This window comes from Streptomyces sp. NPDC012825 (assembly GCF_042900925.1).
GTDB lineage: Bacteria > Actinomycetota > Actinomycetes > Streptomycetales > Streptomycetaceae > Streptomyces.
The window spans coordinates 34,074-49,729 of the sequence record NZ_JBIBBZ010000022.1; the positions used below are offsets into that span (position 1 = coordinate 34,074).

General features: G+C 72.4%; 13 protein-coding genes. 2 read left to right on the plus strand and 11 right to left on the minus strand.

The annotated features are described in order from the left end of the window. Positions 1–10: 10 nt before the first annotated feature. The 3 genes from ACFY7E_RS29405 to ACFY7E_RS29415 all read right to left on the minus strand — a co-directional run bounded on the left by ACFY7E_RS29405 (position 11) and on the right by ACFY7E_RS29415 (position 3,537). Positions 11–349 (minus strand): P-II family nitrogen regulator, encoded by a 339-nt coding sequence (locus ACFY7E_RS29405; RefSeq protein WP_053644524.1) that lies wholly within the window; start codon positions 347–349, stop codon positions 11–13. Further along, positions 346–1,695, minus strand: coding sequence for an ammonium transporter (locus tag ACFY7E_RS29410; protein ID WP_389490104.1), 1,350 nt, complete (start codon positions 1,693–1,695; stop codon positions 346–348). The genes ACFY7E_RS29405 and ACFY7E_RS29410 overlap by 4 nt, the downstream gene beginning before the upstream one ends. A 366-nt stretch (positions 1,696–2,061) precedes the next feature. After that, positions 2,062–3,537, minus strand: coding sequence for a hypothetical protein (locus ACFY7E_RS29415; protein WP_389490107.1), 1,476 nt, complete (start codon positions 3,535–3,537; stop codon positions 2,062–2,064). 425 nt (positions 3,538–3,962) lie between these two features. On the opposite strand from ACFY7E_RS29415, the gene ACFY7E_RS29420 reads away from it, so the two are divergent. Next, a complete protein-coding gene (locus ACFY7E_RS29420) occupies positions 3,963–4,616 on the plus strand; it encodes a bifunctional DNA primase/polymerase (protein WP_389490110.1) in 654 nt (217 codons plus the stop codon). 68 nt (positions 4,617–4,684) lie between these two features. Here ACFY7E_RS29420 and ftsY read toward each other — a convergent pair whose 3' ends face one another. The 5 genes from ftsY to ACFY7E_RS29445 all read right to left on the minus strand — a co-directional run bounded on the left by ftsY (position 4,685) and on the right by ACFY7E_RS29445 (position 12,390). After that, positions 4,685–5,911 (minus strand): signal recognition particle-docking protein FtsY, encoded by a 1,227-nt coding sequence (ftsY, locus tag ACFY7E_RS29425; protein ID WP_383446129.1) that lies wholly within the window; start codon positions 5,909–5,911, stop codon positions 4,685–4,687. Positions 5,912–6,086: 175 nt separating this feature from the next. Further along, positions 6,087–7,520 (minus strand): sugar porter family MFS transporter, encoded by a 1,434-nt coding sequence (locus ACFY7E_RS29430; protein ID WP_389490113.1) that lies wholly within the window; start codon positions 7,518–7,520, stop codon positions 6,087–6,089. Positions 7,521–7,734: 214 nt separating this feature from the next. After that, the gene (gene smc / locus ACFY7E_RS29435; protein WP_389490116.1) at positions 7,735–11,280 is read right to left on the minus strand and encodes a chromosome segregation protein SMC; all 3,546 of its coding nucleotides are present in this window, start codon (positions 11,278–11,280) and stop codon (positions 7,735–7,737) included. 222 nt (positions 11,281–11,502) lie between these two features. Continuing rightward, positions 11,503–11,721 carry a hypothetical protein gene (locus ACFY7E_RS29440; protein ID WP_030220558.1) on the minus strand — a complete coding sequence of 73 codons (219 nt, stop codon included), beginning with the start codon at positions 11,719–11,721 and terminating at the stop codon, positions 11,503–11,505. 387 nt (positions 11,722–12,108) lie between these two features. Beyond that, the gene (locus ACFY7E_RS29445; RefSeq protein ID WP_030690661.1) at positions 12,109–12,390 is read right to left on the minus strand and encodes an acylphosphatase; all 282 of its coding nucleotides are present in this window, start codon (positions 12,388–12,390) and stop codon (positions 12,109–12,111) included. Between the two features lie 182 nt (positions 12,391–12,572). On the opposite strand from ACFY7E_RS29445, the gene ACFY7E_RS29450 reads away from it, so the two are divergent. Further along, positions 12,573–13,568 carry a CAP domain-containing protein gene (locus ACFY7E_RS29450; protein WP_389490119.1) on the plus strand — a complete coding sequence of 332 codons (996 nt, stop codon included), beginning with the start codon at positions 12,573–12,575 and terminating at the stop codon, positions 13,566–13,568. Positions 13,569–13,619: 51 nt separating this feature from the next. Here the strand turns inward: ACFY7E_RS29450 and mutM are convergent, their stop codons facing one another. The 3 genes from mutM to rpmF all read right to left on the minus strand — a co-directional run bounded on the left by mutM (position 13,620) and on the right by rpmF (position 15,656). Continuing rightward, positions 13,620–14,507 carry a bifunctional DNA-formamidopyrimidine glycosylase/DNA-(apurinic or apyrimidinic site) lyase gene (gene mutM / locus ACFY7E_RS29455; protein ID WP_389490121.1) on the minus strand — a complete coding sequence of 296 codons (888 nt, stop codon included), beginning with the start codon at positions 14,505–14,507 and terminating at the stop codon, positions 13,620–13,622. Between the two features lie 148 nt (positions 14,508–14,655). Continuing rightward, positions 14,656–15,462: a ribonuclease III gene (rnc, locus tag ACFY7E_RS29460; RefSeq protein ID WP_389490123.1), complete on the minus strand. Its 807-nt coding sequence runs from the start codon at positions 15,460–15,462 to the stop codon at positions 14,656–14,658. A 20-nt stretch (positions 15,463–15,482) separates the two neighbouring features. Continuing rightward, complete coding sequence (gene rpmF, locus ACFY7E_RS29465; protein ID WP_015036448.1) at positions 15,483–15,656, minus strand: 50S ribosomal protein L32; 174 nt, start codon at positions 15,654–15,656, stop codon at positions 15,483–15,485.

Below are 15,656 nucleotides of genomic sequence, written 5' to 3' on the forward strand. Positions count from 1 at the left end.
CACGTGTTGCCTACAGTGCGTCCGGACCGCGCTCGCCGGTGCGGACCCGTACGGCGGTCTCGACCGGCACGCTCCACACCTTGCCGTCTCCGATCTTGCCGGTTCGGGCGGCCTTGACGACGACGTCGACGAGCTGTTCGGCGTCCTCGTCCTCGACGAGGACCTCGATGCGGATCTTGGGGACCAGGTCGACGGTGTACTCGGCGCCCCGGTAGACCTCGGTGTGGCCGCGCTGGCGGCCGTAACCGCTGGCCTCGGTGACGGTGAGGCCGTGGACGCCGAACGCCTGGAGGGCCTCCTTGATCTCGTCGAGCCGGTGCGGCTTCACGACCGCGGTGATGAGCTTCATGCGTCCACCTTCTTGTTCTGCGTGACGGCCGGGGCGGGGGCGGCGGCGGTGGTGCGGGAGGAGGTGCCGCCGCCGGCGCCGCTGAAGTCGTACGCGGTCTCGGCGTGCTCGACCTGGTCGATGCCGGAGACCTCGTCGTCCTCGGCGACCCGCATCCCGATGGTCCTGTCGACGACCAGGGCGAGGATCGCGGAGGCGATCAGAGAGTAGGCGAGGACCGCGAAGACGCCGACCGCCTGCTTGCCGAGCTGTTCGAGGCCGCCGCCGTAGAGGAGGCCCTTGGCGTCGGACTGGACGCCGCCGGTGGCGAAGAAGCCGACGAGGAGGGAGCCGACGACACCGCCGACGAGGTGGACGCCGACGACGTCGAGGGAGTCGTCGTACCCGAAGCGGTACTTGAGGCCGACGGCCATGGCGCACAGGAGGCCGGCGATCGCGCCGACGGCGATGGCGCCGAGGGGGCTGACGGAGCCGCCGGCGGGGGTGATGGCGACGAGGCCGGCGACCGCGCCGGAGGCGGCGCCGAGGGTCGTGAAGGAGCCGTGACGGATCTTCTCGTACGCGAGCCAGGCGAGCATGGCGGCGGCGGTGGCGACCTGGGTGTTGACGAACATCACGGCGCCGACGCCGTCGTCGTTGCCGAGCCAGGAGCCGGCGTTGAAGCCGAACCAGCCGAACCAGAGGAGCGCGGCGCCGAGCATGACCAGCGGGAGGCTGTGCGGGCGCATCGGGTCCTTCTTGAAGCCGACGCGCTTGCCGATGACGAGGATGACGCCGAGGGCGGCGGCGCCGGCGTTGATGTGGACGGCCGTGCCGCCGGCGAAGTCGATGACGCCCATCTCGAAGAGCCAGCCGCCGGAGCCCCAGACCCAGTGGGCGACCGGGAAGTACACGACCGTGACCCAGAGGGTGATGAAGAGGACCCAGGCGGTGAACTTGACGCGGTCGGCGAGGGCGCCGCTGATGAGGGCGGGGGTGATGATCGCGAACATCAGCTGGAAGACGGCGAAGACGTAGACGGGGATGGTGTAGCCGTCCCACAGTTCGGTGATCCCGATGCCGCTGAGGCCGACGTAGTCGGAGGACCAGCCGACGATCGAGCCGACGTCGGTGCCGAAGGCGACGCTGAAGCCGTAGAGCACCCACAGGATCGTGACGATCCCGAGGCTGACGAAGCTCATCATCAGCATGTTGAGGGTGGACTTGACGCGGACCATGCCTCCGTAGAAGAAGGCGAGTCCCGGGGTCATCAGCATGACCAGGGCGGAGCAGATGAGCATGAACCCGGTGTTGGCGGCGGACAGCGCGGGGGCGTCTGCGGCCAGGGTCGTGATGGCTGCTGCCATCGGCGTCTCCTCGTCGTCGGTGCGGCCTGTGCGGGGCGGGGCCGGAGAGCGGCCGGCCGTGAGGGATGGCCGGTTATGGGCCAGAGATTCGCGCAGCGCGGTTTCCGGCGGTGCCGCTCGATGTTTCGGAGCCGTGACGAAGGGGTGGGGCGTGTTACGTGACCGTGAACACGTGGGTCACGGGCGGGTAACGGCGTACTCTCCGCCCGTACGGCACCGGGCGGGCGGGCCGGTACGGGCCGGGGGACGCGAACCGGCCGCGCCGGCGTCCGTGTGTCCTTGCGGCGGGGGAGCCGAGTCGGGCAGTACGGGACGTCCGGCGCGGCCGGGGTCCTGGCGGGCCCTCGGGGGCCCGGGCGGGAGGGGTCAGACCGCTTCGGCGGCCTCGGGGAGGAGCTGGGCGAGCCGGTCGGTGAGCCGGACGACCTCGGCGACGTCGCCGAAGCCGCGGGCGGCGTGGTCGACGGTCTTGCGGAGCCGGGTGTTGACCCGCTCGGAGCGGATGCTGCGGGCGACGCCGAGGGCCTTCTCGGCGAGGACGACGGACTGCTCGGGCTCGCGCTTGAGGAGGTGGACGGTGGCCAGGCCGATCAGGTTGAGGGCGTACGACCGCTGGTGGTCGCTGTCCTTCTCGAACAGTTCGACGGCCCGCTCCATGAGGGGCTCGGCGAGCGAGGCGTACGTCGGGGAGCGTCCGGCGACGTAGGCGAGGTCGCGGTAGGAGTGGGAGTTCTCGCCGTTGAGCTCGGCCTCGGAGAAGAACCTGATCCAGTCGGGCTCGGGCTCGCCGTCGAGTCCGGCGTCGGCGAAGGTGTCCTCGGCCATCCGGACGGCCCGCTTGCACTTGGAGGGCTGGCCCATGTTGGCGTAGGCACGGGCCTCCATCGCATACAGCATGGCCTGGGTGCGGGCGGTGGCGCAGTCGCGGCTGCCGTACTGGGCGAGGTGGATGAGTTCGAGGGCGTCGTCGGGCCGGCCGAGGTGGATCATCTGGCGGCTCATGGACGACAGGATGTACGAGCCGAGGGGCTTGTCCCCGGCCTCCTTGGCCGCGTGCAGGGCGAGTACGAAGTACTTCTGGGCGGTGGGCTGGAGGCCCACGTCGTAGCTCATCCAGCCGGCGAGTTCGGCGAGTTCGGCGGCGCAGGTGAAGAGGCGCTTGGAGACGTCGAGGGGCTGGGCCTCCTGGAGGAGGTCGGTGACCTCGTGGAGCTGTCCGACGACGGCCTTGCGGCGCAGTCCGCCGCCGCACTGGGCGTCCCACGTGCGGAACATCGCGGTGGTGGACTCCAGGAGGTTGAGCTCGGTCTCGGAGAGCCGGTGCGGGCGGCGGGCGTCGGCCGGGGGGGCGGCTCGCTCGGCGTCGCCGGCCGGGGAGGGGACGAGCCAGCGCTGCATCGGTTCGACGAGGGCGGGGCCCGCGGCGAGGGAGAGGGAGGAGCCGAGGAAGCCCCGGCGGGCGAGCATGAGGTCGCTGCGGGAGAACTCGCTGAGCAGGGCGACGGTCTGGGGACCGGCCCAGGGGAGGTCGACCCCGGAGACGGAGGGCGACTGGTGGGCGGCGCGCAGGCCGAGGTCCTCGACGGCGACGACGGATCCGAAGCGCTCGGAGAAGAGCTCGGAGAGGATCCGCGGGATGGGCTCGCGGGGCTGCTCGCCGTCGAGCCAGCGGCGCACGCGCGAGGTGTCGGTGGAGATGTGGTGCGCGCCCATCTGGCGTGCCCTGCGGTTCACCTGGCGCGCCAGTTCGCCCTTGGACCAGCCGCTGCGCACGAACCACGAGCCCAGTTGCTCGTTCGGGCGCTTGCCGGCAGTCGTACCGTCTGCGCCGTTGCCGCCCACTGGAACGCCCCCATCCACCTGATTGCCTGTCGTGCGAACCCTTATCAGAATGCCGTGTCTCTCGGCATCCGTCCGGCGTTCGCACTCCTTCGAACTGGAAACCGGGTTGCCACCGGCATACCCACGCGTGCAGTGCGCCCCGTGGTTCGCGTACCGAAAGTAATCCTACGATCACCCCTCTACGAGGGGGATTCAAGAAACGCCACCATTCGCCACCCCTTCGAATGAACCCCTCACCCGCGGAACGCGCTTCACTTGACATGCGACGAACCGGAGTCGACGGACGGATGCGCGGAGAGGCGCGTGTCGCGGCCCGCACCACCCCCCGCACGACCGTGCGCCGCTCGCGGCCACGGAGCGTGACGGCGAGTGATGAAGGCACTCCCGGTCGTAACCACCGGCGCGCTCGACCCGTTGGAGGGGACATGGGTTTCACGATCGGCGGCATTCGTGAGATGCGGTCCGGCGCACGCCGCCGCGTACGCGCCACGGAGTGCACAGCGGTGGCGGAGTACACGGGGCTGTGGGGCTGGGACGTGGTCCCCGGCGCGCGGGCGGTCTCCGGTCAGTGCTCCTGCGGGGACGCGGTGTGCGCGGCTCCCGGGGCGCATCCGCTCTCCTTCGCGGAACCGGTCCCGGCGGGCGCCGGGCTCGACGACGCGACCGGGGCGTGGTCGGAGTACCCGGGCGCGGCGCTGCTGCTCCCGGTGGGCCGGGCCTTCGACGTGATCGAGGTGGCGGAGGCGGCGGGTCGGCGGGCCCTGGTCCGGCTGGAGCGCATGGGCCTTCCGCTCGGCCCGGTGTGCGCGACCCCGACCGGCCGGGCGCGGTTCTTCGTGGCGCCGGGGGCGGCGGCCGAACTGCCGCACCTGCTGTACCGGATGGGCTGGGACGACGCCGATCTCGACCTGCACGGCCTGGGCCCCGGCTCGTACGTCACCGCTCCCCCGTCGGACCTGGGCGGTCTCGGTCCGGTGCGCTGGCTGCGGCCCCCGACCCTGGACACGGCGGGCGCGCCGCCGCAGGCGCGGCTGCTGCTCGGCACCCTGGCGTACATCTGCCACCGCACGCACTACTGACGGCCGTACGTGTGAAGGGCCCCGCCGATTCCCGGCGGGGCCCTTCACGCGTGCGCGTGCACGCGCGGTCAGTCGCCGATCAGGGCGTCGACGAAGGCGCCCGGCTCGAAGGGGGCCAGGTCGTCCGGGCCCTCGCCCAGGCCGATCAGCTTGACCGGGACACCCAGCTCGCGCTGGACGGCGACGACGATGCCGCCCTTGGCGGTGCCGTCGAGCTTGGTCAGGACGATGCCGGTGATGTCGACGACCTCGGCGAAGACGCGGGCCTGGATCAGACCGTTCTGGCCAGTGGTGGCGTCGAGGACGAGGAGGATCTCGTCGAGCGGGCCGTGCTTCTCGACGACGCGCTTGACCTTGCCGAGCTCGTCCATGAGGCCGGTCTTGGTGTGGAGGCGGCCGGCGGTGTCGATGAGGACGACGTCGGCGCCCTCCGCGATGCCCTCCTTGACCGCGTCGAAGGCGATCGACGCCGGGTCGCCGCCCTCCGGGCCGCGGACGGTGCGGGCGCCTACGCGCTCGCCCCAGGTCTGGAGCTGGTCGGCGGCGGCGGCGCGGAAGGTGTCGGCGGCGCCGAGGACGACGGACTTGCCGTCGGCGACGAGGACGCGGGCCAGCTTGCCGGTGGTGGTGGTCTTGCCGGTGCCGTTGACGCCGACGACCATGACGACGCCGGGGACGTCGGCGGGGCTCTCCGTCTTGACCGTGCGGTCGAGGTCGGGGCCGAGGAGGGTGATCAGCTCCTCGCGGAGCAGGCCGCGCAGCTCCTCGGGGGTGCGGGTGCCGAGCACCCGCACGCGCTCGCGCAGCCGCTCGACGAGCTCCTGGGTGGGGGCGACGCCGACGTCGGCGGTGAGGAGGGTCTCCTCGATCTCCTCCCAGGTGTCCTCGTCGAGGTGCTCGCGGGACAGGAGCGTGAGCAGCCCCTTGCCGAGCGAGTTCTGGGAGCGGGCGAGGCGGGCCCGGAGCCGTACGAGACGGCCGGCGGTGGGCTCGGGGACCTCGATCACGGGGGCCGGGGGCTCGGCGACGACCGGGTCCTCGACGGCGGTCGGCGTCCCCGTGGCCTCCTCGGCCGTGGGGAGCTCGACCTCCTCGACCGTCCGGCGTGGTTCTTCCCGCGGTGTCTCCGCCTCCTCGCCGACGCGCGGCTCGGCGGGCGGAGCGGTGATGGTCGGCGGGGCGGACGGCGGCTCGGCGGGCGGCAGCTGCTTCTTCTTGCGGCCGCTGACCACGAGCCCACTCGTCACGGCGACCGCGACGACCAGAGCGATGACTACAGCAAGGATGAGTTCCATAACGGGTCCAGTATGGCGTCACCCCGCCCGCGCCCCCCGTACTCCCCGTGGGGCACGCCCCCGCACGCCGGGCCGGTCCGCCGTTCGGCGGTGCCGCGCACGAGGACCGCCCCGGTCCGGGAGCGAGGCCGTCACTCCCGGACCGGGGCGGTCCTCCGTGAGGGGGGAGGGGCCCCTAGCCCATCTCCTCCAGCGCCTTGCCCTTGGTCTCCTTGACGTACCGGAGCACGAAGGGGATCGAGAGCACGGCGAAGACGGTGTAGATGATGTAGGTGCCGGAGAGGTTCCAGTCCGCGAGGGACGGGAAGCTGGCGGTGATGGCCCAGTTGGCGATCCACTGGGCGGAGGCGGCGACGCCGAGGGCGGCGGCGCGGATCCGGTTGGGGAACATCTCGCCGAGGAAGACCCAGACCACCACGCCCCACGAGAGGGCGAAGAAGAGCACGAAGACGTGGGCGGCGACGAGGGCGACGACGCCCTGGGTGTTGGGCAGCTTGCCGTCGACGAGGTCGGCGGAGAAGGCCCAGGCCTCGAAGGCGAGGGCGATCGCCATGCCGGCGGAGCCGACGAGGGCGAGCGGCTTGCGGCCGACCCGGTCGACCAGGACCATCGCGATCACGGTGCCGATGATGTTGATGATCGACGTGGTGAACGAGTAGAGGAACGAGCTGGACGGGTCGATGCCGACGGACTGCCAGAGGGTCGCGGAGTAGTAGAACGCGACGTTGATGCCGACGAGCTGCTGGAAGACCGAGAGTCCGATGCCGACCCAGACGATGGGCAGCAGGTTGAAGCGGCTGCCGGAGACGAACAGGTCCCGGAAGGTGGACTTGTGCTCGCGGCGCATGGCCTGCTGGATCTCGTTCACCCGGTGGTCCAGGTTCACGTCCTTGCCCTCGACCTCGGAGAGGACCTCCTTGGCCTTGTCGATCCTGCCGACGGAGATCAGGAAGCGGGGGGACTCGGGGATCGCGAAGGAGAGCAGGCCGTAGAGGAGGGCGGGGACGACCATGACGCCGAGCATCCACTGCCAGGCCTCCAGGCCGCCGATCTTGCCGCGCTGGTCGCCGTCGGCGAGCTGGAGGATGCCGTAGTTGACCAGCTGGGAGATGGCGATGCCGATGACGATGGCGGCCTGCTGGAAGGAGCCGAGCCGGCCGCGGTAGGCGGCGGGGGCGACCTCGGCGATGTAGGCGGGGCCGATGACGGAGGCCATGCCGATGGCGAAGCCGCCGATGATCCGCCAGAAGGCGAGGTCCCAGAGGGCGAAGGGCAGGGCCGAGCCGATCGCGCTGATGGTGAAGAGGACGGCGGCGATCTGCATGCAGCGGATGCGGCCGATGCGGTCGGCGATCCGGCCCGCGGTGGCGGCGCCGATGGCGCAGCCGATCAGCGCGATGGCGATGACCTGGGCGAGGGTGCCGGAACCGATGTCGTACCGGTGGCGGATCGCCTCGACGGCGCCGTTGATGACGGAGCTGTCGTAACCGAAGAGGAAACCGCCCATCGCGGCGGAGGCCGTGATGAAGATGACGTGACCGAGGTGGTCAGGGTGGGCGGCGCGGCCTTCGGAGGGCGGCGGCGGGGGCGCCTGCTCAGTGCTGGTCACATGGACTCCTGGTGGCTCCGGCAGCGTTGTCGGGGCATGGGGGCGAACCCTTCCAGTGGCGCACAACTTCACGCCGCCCACCACTTGAAGGTAAAAGCAACGTTGCAGAGACTATGCCTTCAAGTTTCGAAGTCAATACCCGCCCTCCAGGTGGATGGAGAACAAGGTGGTGCCTCACGCGTTCAATTGTTGAATGCGAGCTCGAGCGGAGCCGCTAACGCAGCCTTTGGCTGATGACCTTGGATACCCCGTCGCCCTGCATGGAAACGCCGTACAGCGCGTCCGCGACCTCCATCGTCCGCTTCTGGTGCGTGATCACGATCAGCTGCGAGGACTCCTGGAGTTCCTGCATGATCCGGATCAGCCGCTGGAGGTTGGTGTCGTCGAGCGCCGCCTCGACCTCGTCCATCACGTAGAACGGGCTGGGCCTGGCCTTGAAGATGGAGACGAGCAGCGCCACGGCCGTCAGCGAGCGCTCGCCGCCGGAGAGCAGCGAGAGGCGCTTGACCTTCTTGCCCGGCGGGCGTGCCTCCACCTCGACGCCGGTGGTGAGCATGTCGTCCGGATCGGTGAGGACGAGACGGCCCTCGCCGCCCGGGAACAGGCGCGCGAAGACGCCCTCGAACTCGCGGGCCGTGTCCCGGTACGCCTCGGTGAAGACCTGCTCGACGCGCAGGTCGACCTCCTTCACGACCTGAAGCAGGTCGGTCCTGGTCTTCCTGAGGTCCTCCAGCTGCTCCGAGAGGAACTTGTGCCGCTCCTCCAGGGCCGCGAACTCCTCCAGGGCCAGCGGATTCACCTTGCCGAGCTGGTGGTGGGCCCGTTCGGCGGCCTTCAGCCGCTTCTCCTGCTCCGAACGGACGAACGGCCGGGCTTCTACGGTCCCGGCGCCCTCCTCCCCCTCGGCCGCGGGCGGCGGGGGGACGGGCTGGTCGGGGCCGTACTCGGCGACCAGGGCGGCCGCCCCGACGCCGAACTCCTCCAGGGCCTTCGTCTCCAGCTGCTCGATCCGCAGCCGCTTCTCGGCGCCGAGGACCTCCCCCCGGTGGACGGAGTCGGTCAGCTTGTCCAGCTCGTCCTTGAGGTCCCGGCCCCGGGACCGGGCCGCCGCGAGGCCCCGCTCACGGTCGGCCCTGGCCGCCTCGGCGACCGCCCGCTCCCGTTCGGCGCGGGACAGCGAGACCTCGACGTGGGCCAGGAGCGTCCGGGCCCCGGCGGCGACCGCGCCGGCGACCTCTGCCTCGTGGCGGAGCCGGGCCCGGCGCCGCTCGGCACGCGCGCGTGCCTCCCGTTCGGCGCGGGCGGCCCGGTCGAGGGAGTCGGCGCGTCCGGCGAGCCCCCTGACCCGCTCCTCGTGGGTACGGACCTGGAGCCGCGCCTCCATCTCGGTCCGGCGCGCCCCGGAGCCGTCGGCCGCGAGCCGGTCACGCACGGAGGTGTCGGGCTCCTCGTCCCCGTCCTCCCCGGCGGCCTCCTCGGCCACCAGGAGCCGTTCGGCCAGCTCCTCGGCCTCCGCGGCGGCCTTCTCCAGGGCCTCCTGGGCGCGGGCGGCGGCCCCGGCGGCGCGCTCCGCCTCCCCCGCCGCTCCCCTGGCCTGCCCGGCGAGCCGGCCGAGCCGCTGGGCGACGGCGGACTTCTCGCGCTCGGCGGTACGGCGGCGGGCGTCGAGCTCCTCGACGAGCGCGGCGGCGGTACGGCGCCGCTCGCCGGCCTCCTCCCGCGCGGCCGCCAGCGCCTCGCACCGCGCGCCCAGTTCGTCGAGTTCGGCGGCGGCCTCGGTCACGGAGGCCTGGACTTCGAGGAGGCTGGGGGCGCCGGCGGAGCCGCCGTGCGCGAAGTGCGCGCCGAGCACGTCGCCCTCGGTGGTGACGGCGGTCAGCGTGGGCCGGGTCCTGACCAGCTCCTCGGCCTCGTCCAGGTCGTCCACGACGACGACGCCGTCGAGCAGGCGGCGGACGGCGCCCATGAGGTCGGCGGGCCCCCGGACGAGGTCGGCGGCGTACGGGCGTCCCCCGGGCGCGGGGCCCACCGGCTCCGGGGCCGGGTCCCGGGCCCCGGTGAGGAGCAGGGAGGCCCGGCCCGCGTCCTGCTTGCGCAGCAGGCGGAGGGCCTCGGCGGCGGCGGAGGGCCCGGCGGCGACCGCGTCGGCGGCCGCGCCGAGGGCGGCGGCGACGGGGACCTCGTACCCGGGGGTGACGGTGAGGAGGTCGGCCGCCGGGCCGAGGAGTCCGGTGAGCCCGGCGGCGAGCAGGGCGCCCGTGCCGTCCTTGCGGCGCAGTCCGAGGGCGAGGGTGTCGTGGCGGGCGCGGGTCGCGGCGCGGCGGCGCTCGGCGGTGTCGAGGGCTTCGCGGGCGGCGCCCAGGGCGGCCTCGGCGTCGGCGAGTTCGCGGCGGGCGGCCTCGTGCCGTTCGGCGTGCTCGGTGTCCTCCGCGTCGAGGCCGTCGACCTCGGCCCTGAGCTGCTCGTACTCCTCCTGGGCGGCGGCGGCCCGCTCGGCCGCCCCGTCCCGGGCGGCGGCGAGCCGGTCGATCTCGTCCCGGGCGGCGGCGGCGCGCGAGCGGGCCGCGTCGACCCGGCCGTGGAGGCGGGCGAGGCCCTCGCGCCGGTCGGCGAGGGCGCGGGCGGCGTCCTTGAGGCGCCGCTCCTCGTCCGCCAGGGTCCGCTCCAGCTCGGCGCGGTGGGCGACGGCGTCCTCCAGGGCGCGTTCGGCCGCCTCCAGGGCCGCTTCGAGCTCGGCCTCCTGCTCGCGGACGCGGGCCGCCTCCCGCTCCAGGTCCTCGGGGTCGCGGCCACGCCGCTCCTCGGGGGGCGCGGTGGTGGCGCTCTTCACGCGCGCGTCGGCCAGGGAGACGGTGCCCCGGACGCGTTCGGCGAGCTGGGAGAGGTCGTACCAGGTCTGCTGGGCGCGCTCCAGGCGGGGCACGAGCGCGCGGGCCTCCGCCTCCAGGGCGGCCTCCCGCGCGAGGGCGGCGCGCAGCTCGGTCTCGGTGGCCTCCTTGCGCGCGAGGAGGGCCGCCTCGTCGGCGACCTCGGCGGTGAGCGCCGCCCCGAGGTGGACGAGGTCGTCGGCGAGGAGGCGCAGGCGCGCGTCGCGCAGGTCGGCCTGGATGACGACGGCCCGGCGGGCGACGGCGGCCTGCCGGCCCAGCGGCTTGAGCTGCCGGCGCAGTTCGTCGGTGAGGTCCTGCACGCGCGCGAGGTTGGCCTGCATCGCGTCGAGCTTCCGCAGCGCCTTCTCTTTCCGCTTGCGGTGCTTGAGGACGCCGGCGGCCTCCTCGATGAAGGCGCGGCGGCCCATCGGGTCGGCGTGCAGCACGGAGTCGAGCTGTCCCTGTCCGACGATGACGTGCATCTCGCGTCCGATGCCGGAGTCGGAGAGCAGGTCCTGGAAGTCGAGCAGGCGGCAGGTGTCGCCGTTGATCTGGTACTCGCTGCTGCCGCCGCGGAACATGATCCGGGTGAGGGTGACCTCGGCGTAGTCGATGGGCAGGGCGCCGTCGGAGTTGTCGATGGTCAGCGAGACCTCGGCGCGGCCGAGCGGGGGGCGCCCGGTCGTGCCGGCGAAGATGACGTCCTCCATCTTGCCGCCGCGCAGCGACTTGGCGCCCTGTTCGCCCATGACCCACGAGAGGGCGTCCACGACGTTGGACTTGCCCGATCCGTTGGGACCCACGACACAGGTGATTCCCGGTTCGAACCTCAGCGTGGTGGCCGAGGCGAACGACTTGAATCCGCGGAGCGTCAAGGCCTTGAGGTGCACGTCGGGGACTCTACCGGGGCCCGCGCGTTTCACCCGCGAACGTGCGGGGCAGATCCTCGGCGAGGAAGGGGGACCGCGGGGAAACGACGGGTGAAAGCAAGAAGGGACGCCGAAGCGCCCCTTGCGTGTTCAGCCGACATGCGTCGAGCTCCATATGCGGCTGTGTGGCGGCCGGCCGTGCCGGCCTGTGTGTTTCCCACCTGGCCCCTCGGGGCTGGGTTGTCAGGTGAGCGCAGGCTCCGCCTGGGGTACGTCGAGGTCGATGCTGTCCAGCAGCGACTCTCCCTGGTGCTGAGCGGCGGCAGCGGCGAGCGCGTCGTTCTCGGACTGGATCCGTACCAGCTCGGATTCGAGGTCCTGGACGCGCTGCTGGAGCCGTCGCATCTCGGCGAGGAGTCGCGGGTCGGAGCCGCCGACGTAACCGAGAAGCGCCTTTGCCATGATGGATGGTCCTCCACAATGAGTGACCGACCGAAGCGGTGTGGGTCGTGAGGGATTCGCACCCGCGGTGTTCGACAGTGACGTGTTGTGCCGGTTCCACTGCCCAACAGCTAAGGTGCGCGGGGCTTCCAGAGTCTCACCAAAAAGTTTGACGGTCAACACGATCACGCCCCCTTCACGGGGACGACCGGGGAGTCGGCGGCCGCTCAGGGGGCGGCGGCGCCTCTCGACCCGGCGCCTCGGGGCGTCGCGCTCGATCTCACCGCGCAGCCTTCCACGGCGGGCGCTTCTTGGCAACCACCAGGCGCTTTCCCCTTCACACGCCCGTCACGGCGCGTTCGCACGGCGCCCCTCCCGGTCACCGGAGAGGGTGTCGGAGAGTGATCGTCAGCGGATGGCGAATCCGTCGTAGCCGCCGCGCGGGGTGTCCCAGATCTCGGTGACTCCGTCCACGCGTCCGGGTGTGTCGTCGGAGTGGAGCCAGTCGAGCAGACGGTGGCAATTCTCACGCGGCCCCTCGGCCACGACCTGGACCCGGCCGTCGTCGAGGTTGAGGGCGAAGCCCACCAGGCCGCCGATCTCCAGGGCGTTTGCCCTGGTGAACCAGCGGAAGCCCACTCCCTGTACCCGGCCGCGCACCCAGGCGGTCATCCGTACGTCGTCGCTCATGGCTGCACGCTAACGGGCATGCCGCGCGGAGAGCACATCGCCCCCCGCTTCCCTCTCGCGTACAGTCCCGACGAACGTGTCTCACCCGTTCGGGCGCGTGCCGTTCGACGGCCGGACCGCAACGGTGCCGACCGCAAAGATCAGCAAAGGTCAGCAGGAAAGACCAGCAGGAGGGCAGAGCCATGGGACGCCACCGTCGCTCCGGCGCCGCACCCGCCGCAGAAGACTACGCGGCCGGCGCGGACCGCCGGCACCGGGGTGACCGCCGCAGGCGGACTGTGCGCACCGGTCTGCTCGGCGCCTCCGCGGCGGTCGCGGTCGGCGCGGTCGCGGTCGCCTCGGGCCTCCTGCCCGGCGGGGACACCCTCACGGTCGGCAGCACCGACACGGTCGAGCACCGGGCGCCGTCCCGGCAGGCCCCGCAGCTGACCACGCAGGGCGGGGCGACGGAGACCCCGGCGGCCACGCGCACGGGGACCGGCGGCGAAAAGCCGGCCTCCTCGTCGGCGAAGCCCGGTACGAAGCCGAAGGTCACGAAGACGGCGACCCCGAAGCCCTCCGGGACCACCGCCTCCCCGAGCGCGAAGCCGAAGCCCAAGGCCGAGCCGACGTCGACCCCGTCCCCGTCCCCGTCTCCGTCCTCCAAGCCGAAGGTCACGAAGACCGCGGCCCCGAAGCCCGTGCGGACGGCCGCCCCGAAGACCTCGGCCGCCCCCACCACCGAGGCGCCCGCCCCGAAGCCCGACCCGACCACCCAGGCCCCGACCCGGAAGGCCGCTCCGGCCCCCACCGCGAGCCGGAGCGACGCCGCCGAGGCGGAGGTCCTCCGTCTGGTCAACGCCGAGCGCGCCACGGTGGGCTGCACCCCGGTGACCGCCGACGCGCGGCTCGCGTCGCTGGCGGGCGCGTTCAGCGCGGACATGGCCGCCCGCGGCTTCTTCGACCACACGGACCCCGACGGGGACACCCCGTGGGCGCGCGCCCAGAAGGCGGGCGTCCCGACCCTGGCCGGCGAGAACATAGCCCGCGGCCAGGTGGACGCGGCGGCCGTGATGGAGTCCTGGATGAACAGCGACGGCCACCGCGCCAACATCCTGAACTGCGACTTCAAGACGATGGGCGTCGGCGTGTACTTCGGCGACGGCGGGCCCTGGTGGACCCAGGACTTCGGCTACTGATCCCGACCGCCGGCCCGGCTCCGGGTCCGTGTCCGGGTCCGTGCGACCGGATCACACCGTGACGACGCGCGGCGGACGCTGGCAGCGGGGGCAGAAGTAGCTGGAGCGGTTCATCCAGGGGCGGCGGCGCATCGGGGTGCCGCAGCGGCGGCAGGGCTCGTCCTCGCGGCCGTAGGCGTCGAGGGAGCGGTCGAAGTAGCCGGATTCGCCGTTGACGTTCACGTACAGGCTGTCGAAGCTGGTGCCGCCGACGGCCAGTGCCGCGTTCATCACGTCCCGGACGTGCCCGAGGAGTTCGGCCGAGCGCGGCCGGGTCAGGGTGGCGGTCGGCCGGTCGTAGTGCAGCCGTGAGCGCCAGAGCGCCTCGTCCGCGTAGATGTTGCCGACGCCGCTGATCAGCGACTGGTCCAGGAGGGCCCGCTTGATCGTCGTACGGCGCAGGCGCAGCGCGCTCTGGAAGGCGGCGTCGTCGAACGCCGGGTCCAGCGGGTCGCGGGCGATGTGCGCGATGACGTCCGGGAGCCCGTCGGGGCTCTGGTCGTGGAGCGAGAGTCCGCCGAAGGTGCGCTGGTCGACGAAGCGGAGTTCGGTGCCGACGGCCCCCGTGACGGAGTCGCTGTCGGACGGCGTGAAGCGGACCCGGATCCGCAGGTGCTTCTCGTCGGGGGCGTCGTGCGGCTGGACGAGCAGCTGGCCGCTCATGCCCAGGTGCCCGAGGACCGCCGTGCCGGTGTCGGCCAGCGGCAGCCAGAGGTACTTGCCGCGCCGCCGCGCGCCCTCGACCCGCTGTCCCTTCAACCGGGCCGCGAAGTCCTCGCCGCCCGCCAAGTGGCGGCGGACGGCCCTGGGGTGCAGGACCTCGACCTCGGACACGGTCCGGCCGGCGATCCAGCGCTCCAGACCGCGCCGTACGACCTCGACCTCGGGCAGCTCGGGCACGGTGCTCCTCCGGACTCGTTCATCACTTCTTCGACGGCCGGAACCACCCTACTGCCGTCCGGATCACGCGTGGAAAGCACGCGAAAGACGGGAACCCCGCCCTGGGGCGGGGTTCCCGGAAGGCTCGGAAAGCGAGCAGGACGAAGGGTCAGGCCGAGGCCCGGTCCCCGGCAGGAGAGGGGTCGGCGACCGCTCCCGCCTCGGCCGTGGCCTTCGCCGCCGCCAGGCGCTCGTCCGCGGCCGCGCGGATCGCGCGCCACGCGGACTCCGCCGCCTGCTGTTCCGCCTCTTTCTTGCTGCGGCCGGTGCCGGTGCCGTACGAGACACCACCGACGCGGGCGGCAGCGGTGAAGGTCTTCTCGTGGTCCGGGCCCTCCTCGGAGACGAGGTACTCCGGAACGCCCAGGCCCTCGGCCGCGGTGAGCTCCTGGAGGCTGGTCTTCCAGTCCAGGCCGGCACCGAGGTTCGAGGACTTCTCGATGAGCGGGTCGAAGAGCCGGTGCACCAGCTCGGACGCCGCTTCGAGGCCCTGGTCGAGATAGACCGCGCCGATCACCGCTTCGAGGGTGTCGGCGAGGATGGACGCCTTGTCCCGGCCGCCCGTGCCCTCTTCGCCCCGGCCGAGCCGGATGAAGGAGCCGAGTTCGAGTCCGCGGCCCACGTCCGCCAGCGCACGAGAGTTGACCACCGCGGCCCGCAGCTTGGCCAGCTGGCCCTCGGGCAGGTCGGGGTGGGTGCGGTACAGCGTGTCCGTGACCACCAGGCCGAGCACGGAGTCCCCGAGGAACTCCAGACGCTCGTTGGTGGGCAGACCGCCGTTCTCGTACGCGTACGAACGGTGGGTCAGCGCACGCACCAGAAGGGCGGACTCGAGCTTGTAGCCGAGCCGCCCTTCCAGAAGCGTGTGGGACGAGGCATGGTCCGTCTTGTCGTCCGTCTTGCGGGACTCAGACATTGCGCCTCTCACCAGCCCAATCAGACCGAGAGGACCTGGCGCTTGTTGTAGGTGCCGCAGCTCGGGCACGCGATGTGCTGCAGCTTCGGCTCCTGGCAACGCTCACACGAAACCAGGGTGGGGACCGCAGCCTTCCACTGCGACCGGCGGTGGCGCGTGTTGCTGCGCGACATCTTCCGCTTCGGAACAGCCAC

Bases quoted from the DNA above. Each gene is read 5' to 3' on its own strand.
- rnc (WP_389490123.1), bottom strand. From the start codon at position 15,462: ATGTCTGAGTCCCGCAAGACGGACGACAAGACGGACCATGCCTCGTCC.
- ACFY7E_RS29450 (WP_389490119.1), top strand. From the start codon at position 12,573: ATGGGACGCCACCGTCGCTCCGGCGCCGCACCCGCCGCAGAAGACTAC.
- ACFY7E_RS29405 (WP_053644524.1), bottom strand. From the start codon at position 349: ATGAAGCTCATCACCGCGGTCGTGAAGCCGCACCGGCTCGACGAGATC.
- ACFY7E_RS29445 (WP_030690661.1), bottom strand. From the start codon at position 12,390: ATGAGCGACGACGTACGGATGACCGCCTGGGTGCGCGGCCGGGTACAG.
- ACFY7E_RS29440 (WP_030220558.1), bottom strand. From the start codon at position 11,721: ATGGCAAAGGCGCTTCTCGGTTACGTCGGCGGCTCCGACCCGCGACTC.
- ftsY (WP_383446129.1), bottom strand. From the start codon at position 5,911: ATGGAACTCATCCTTGCTGTAGTCATCGCTCTGGTCGTCGCGGTCGCC.
- ACFY7E_RS29420 (WP_389490110.1), top strand. From the start codon at position 3,963: ATGGGTTTCACGATCGGCGGCATTCGTGAGATGCGGTCCGGCGCACGC.
- ACFY7E_RS29410 (WP_389490104.1), bottom strand. From the start codon at position 1,695: ATGGCAGCAGCCATCACGACCCTGGCCGCAGACGCCCCCGCGCTGTCC.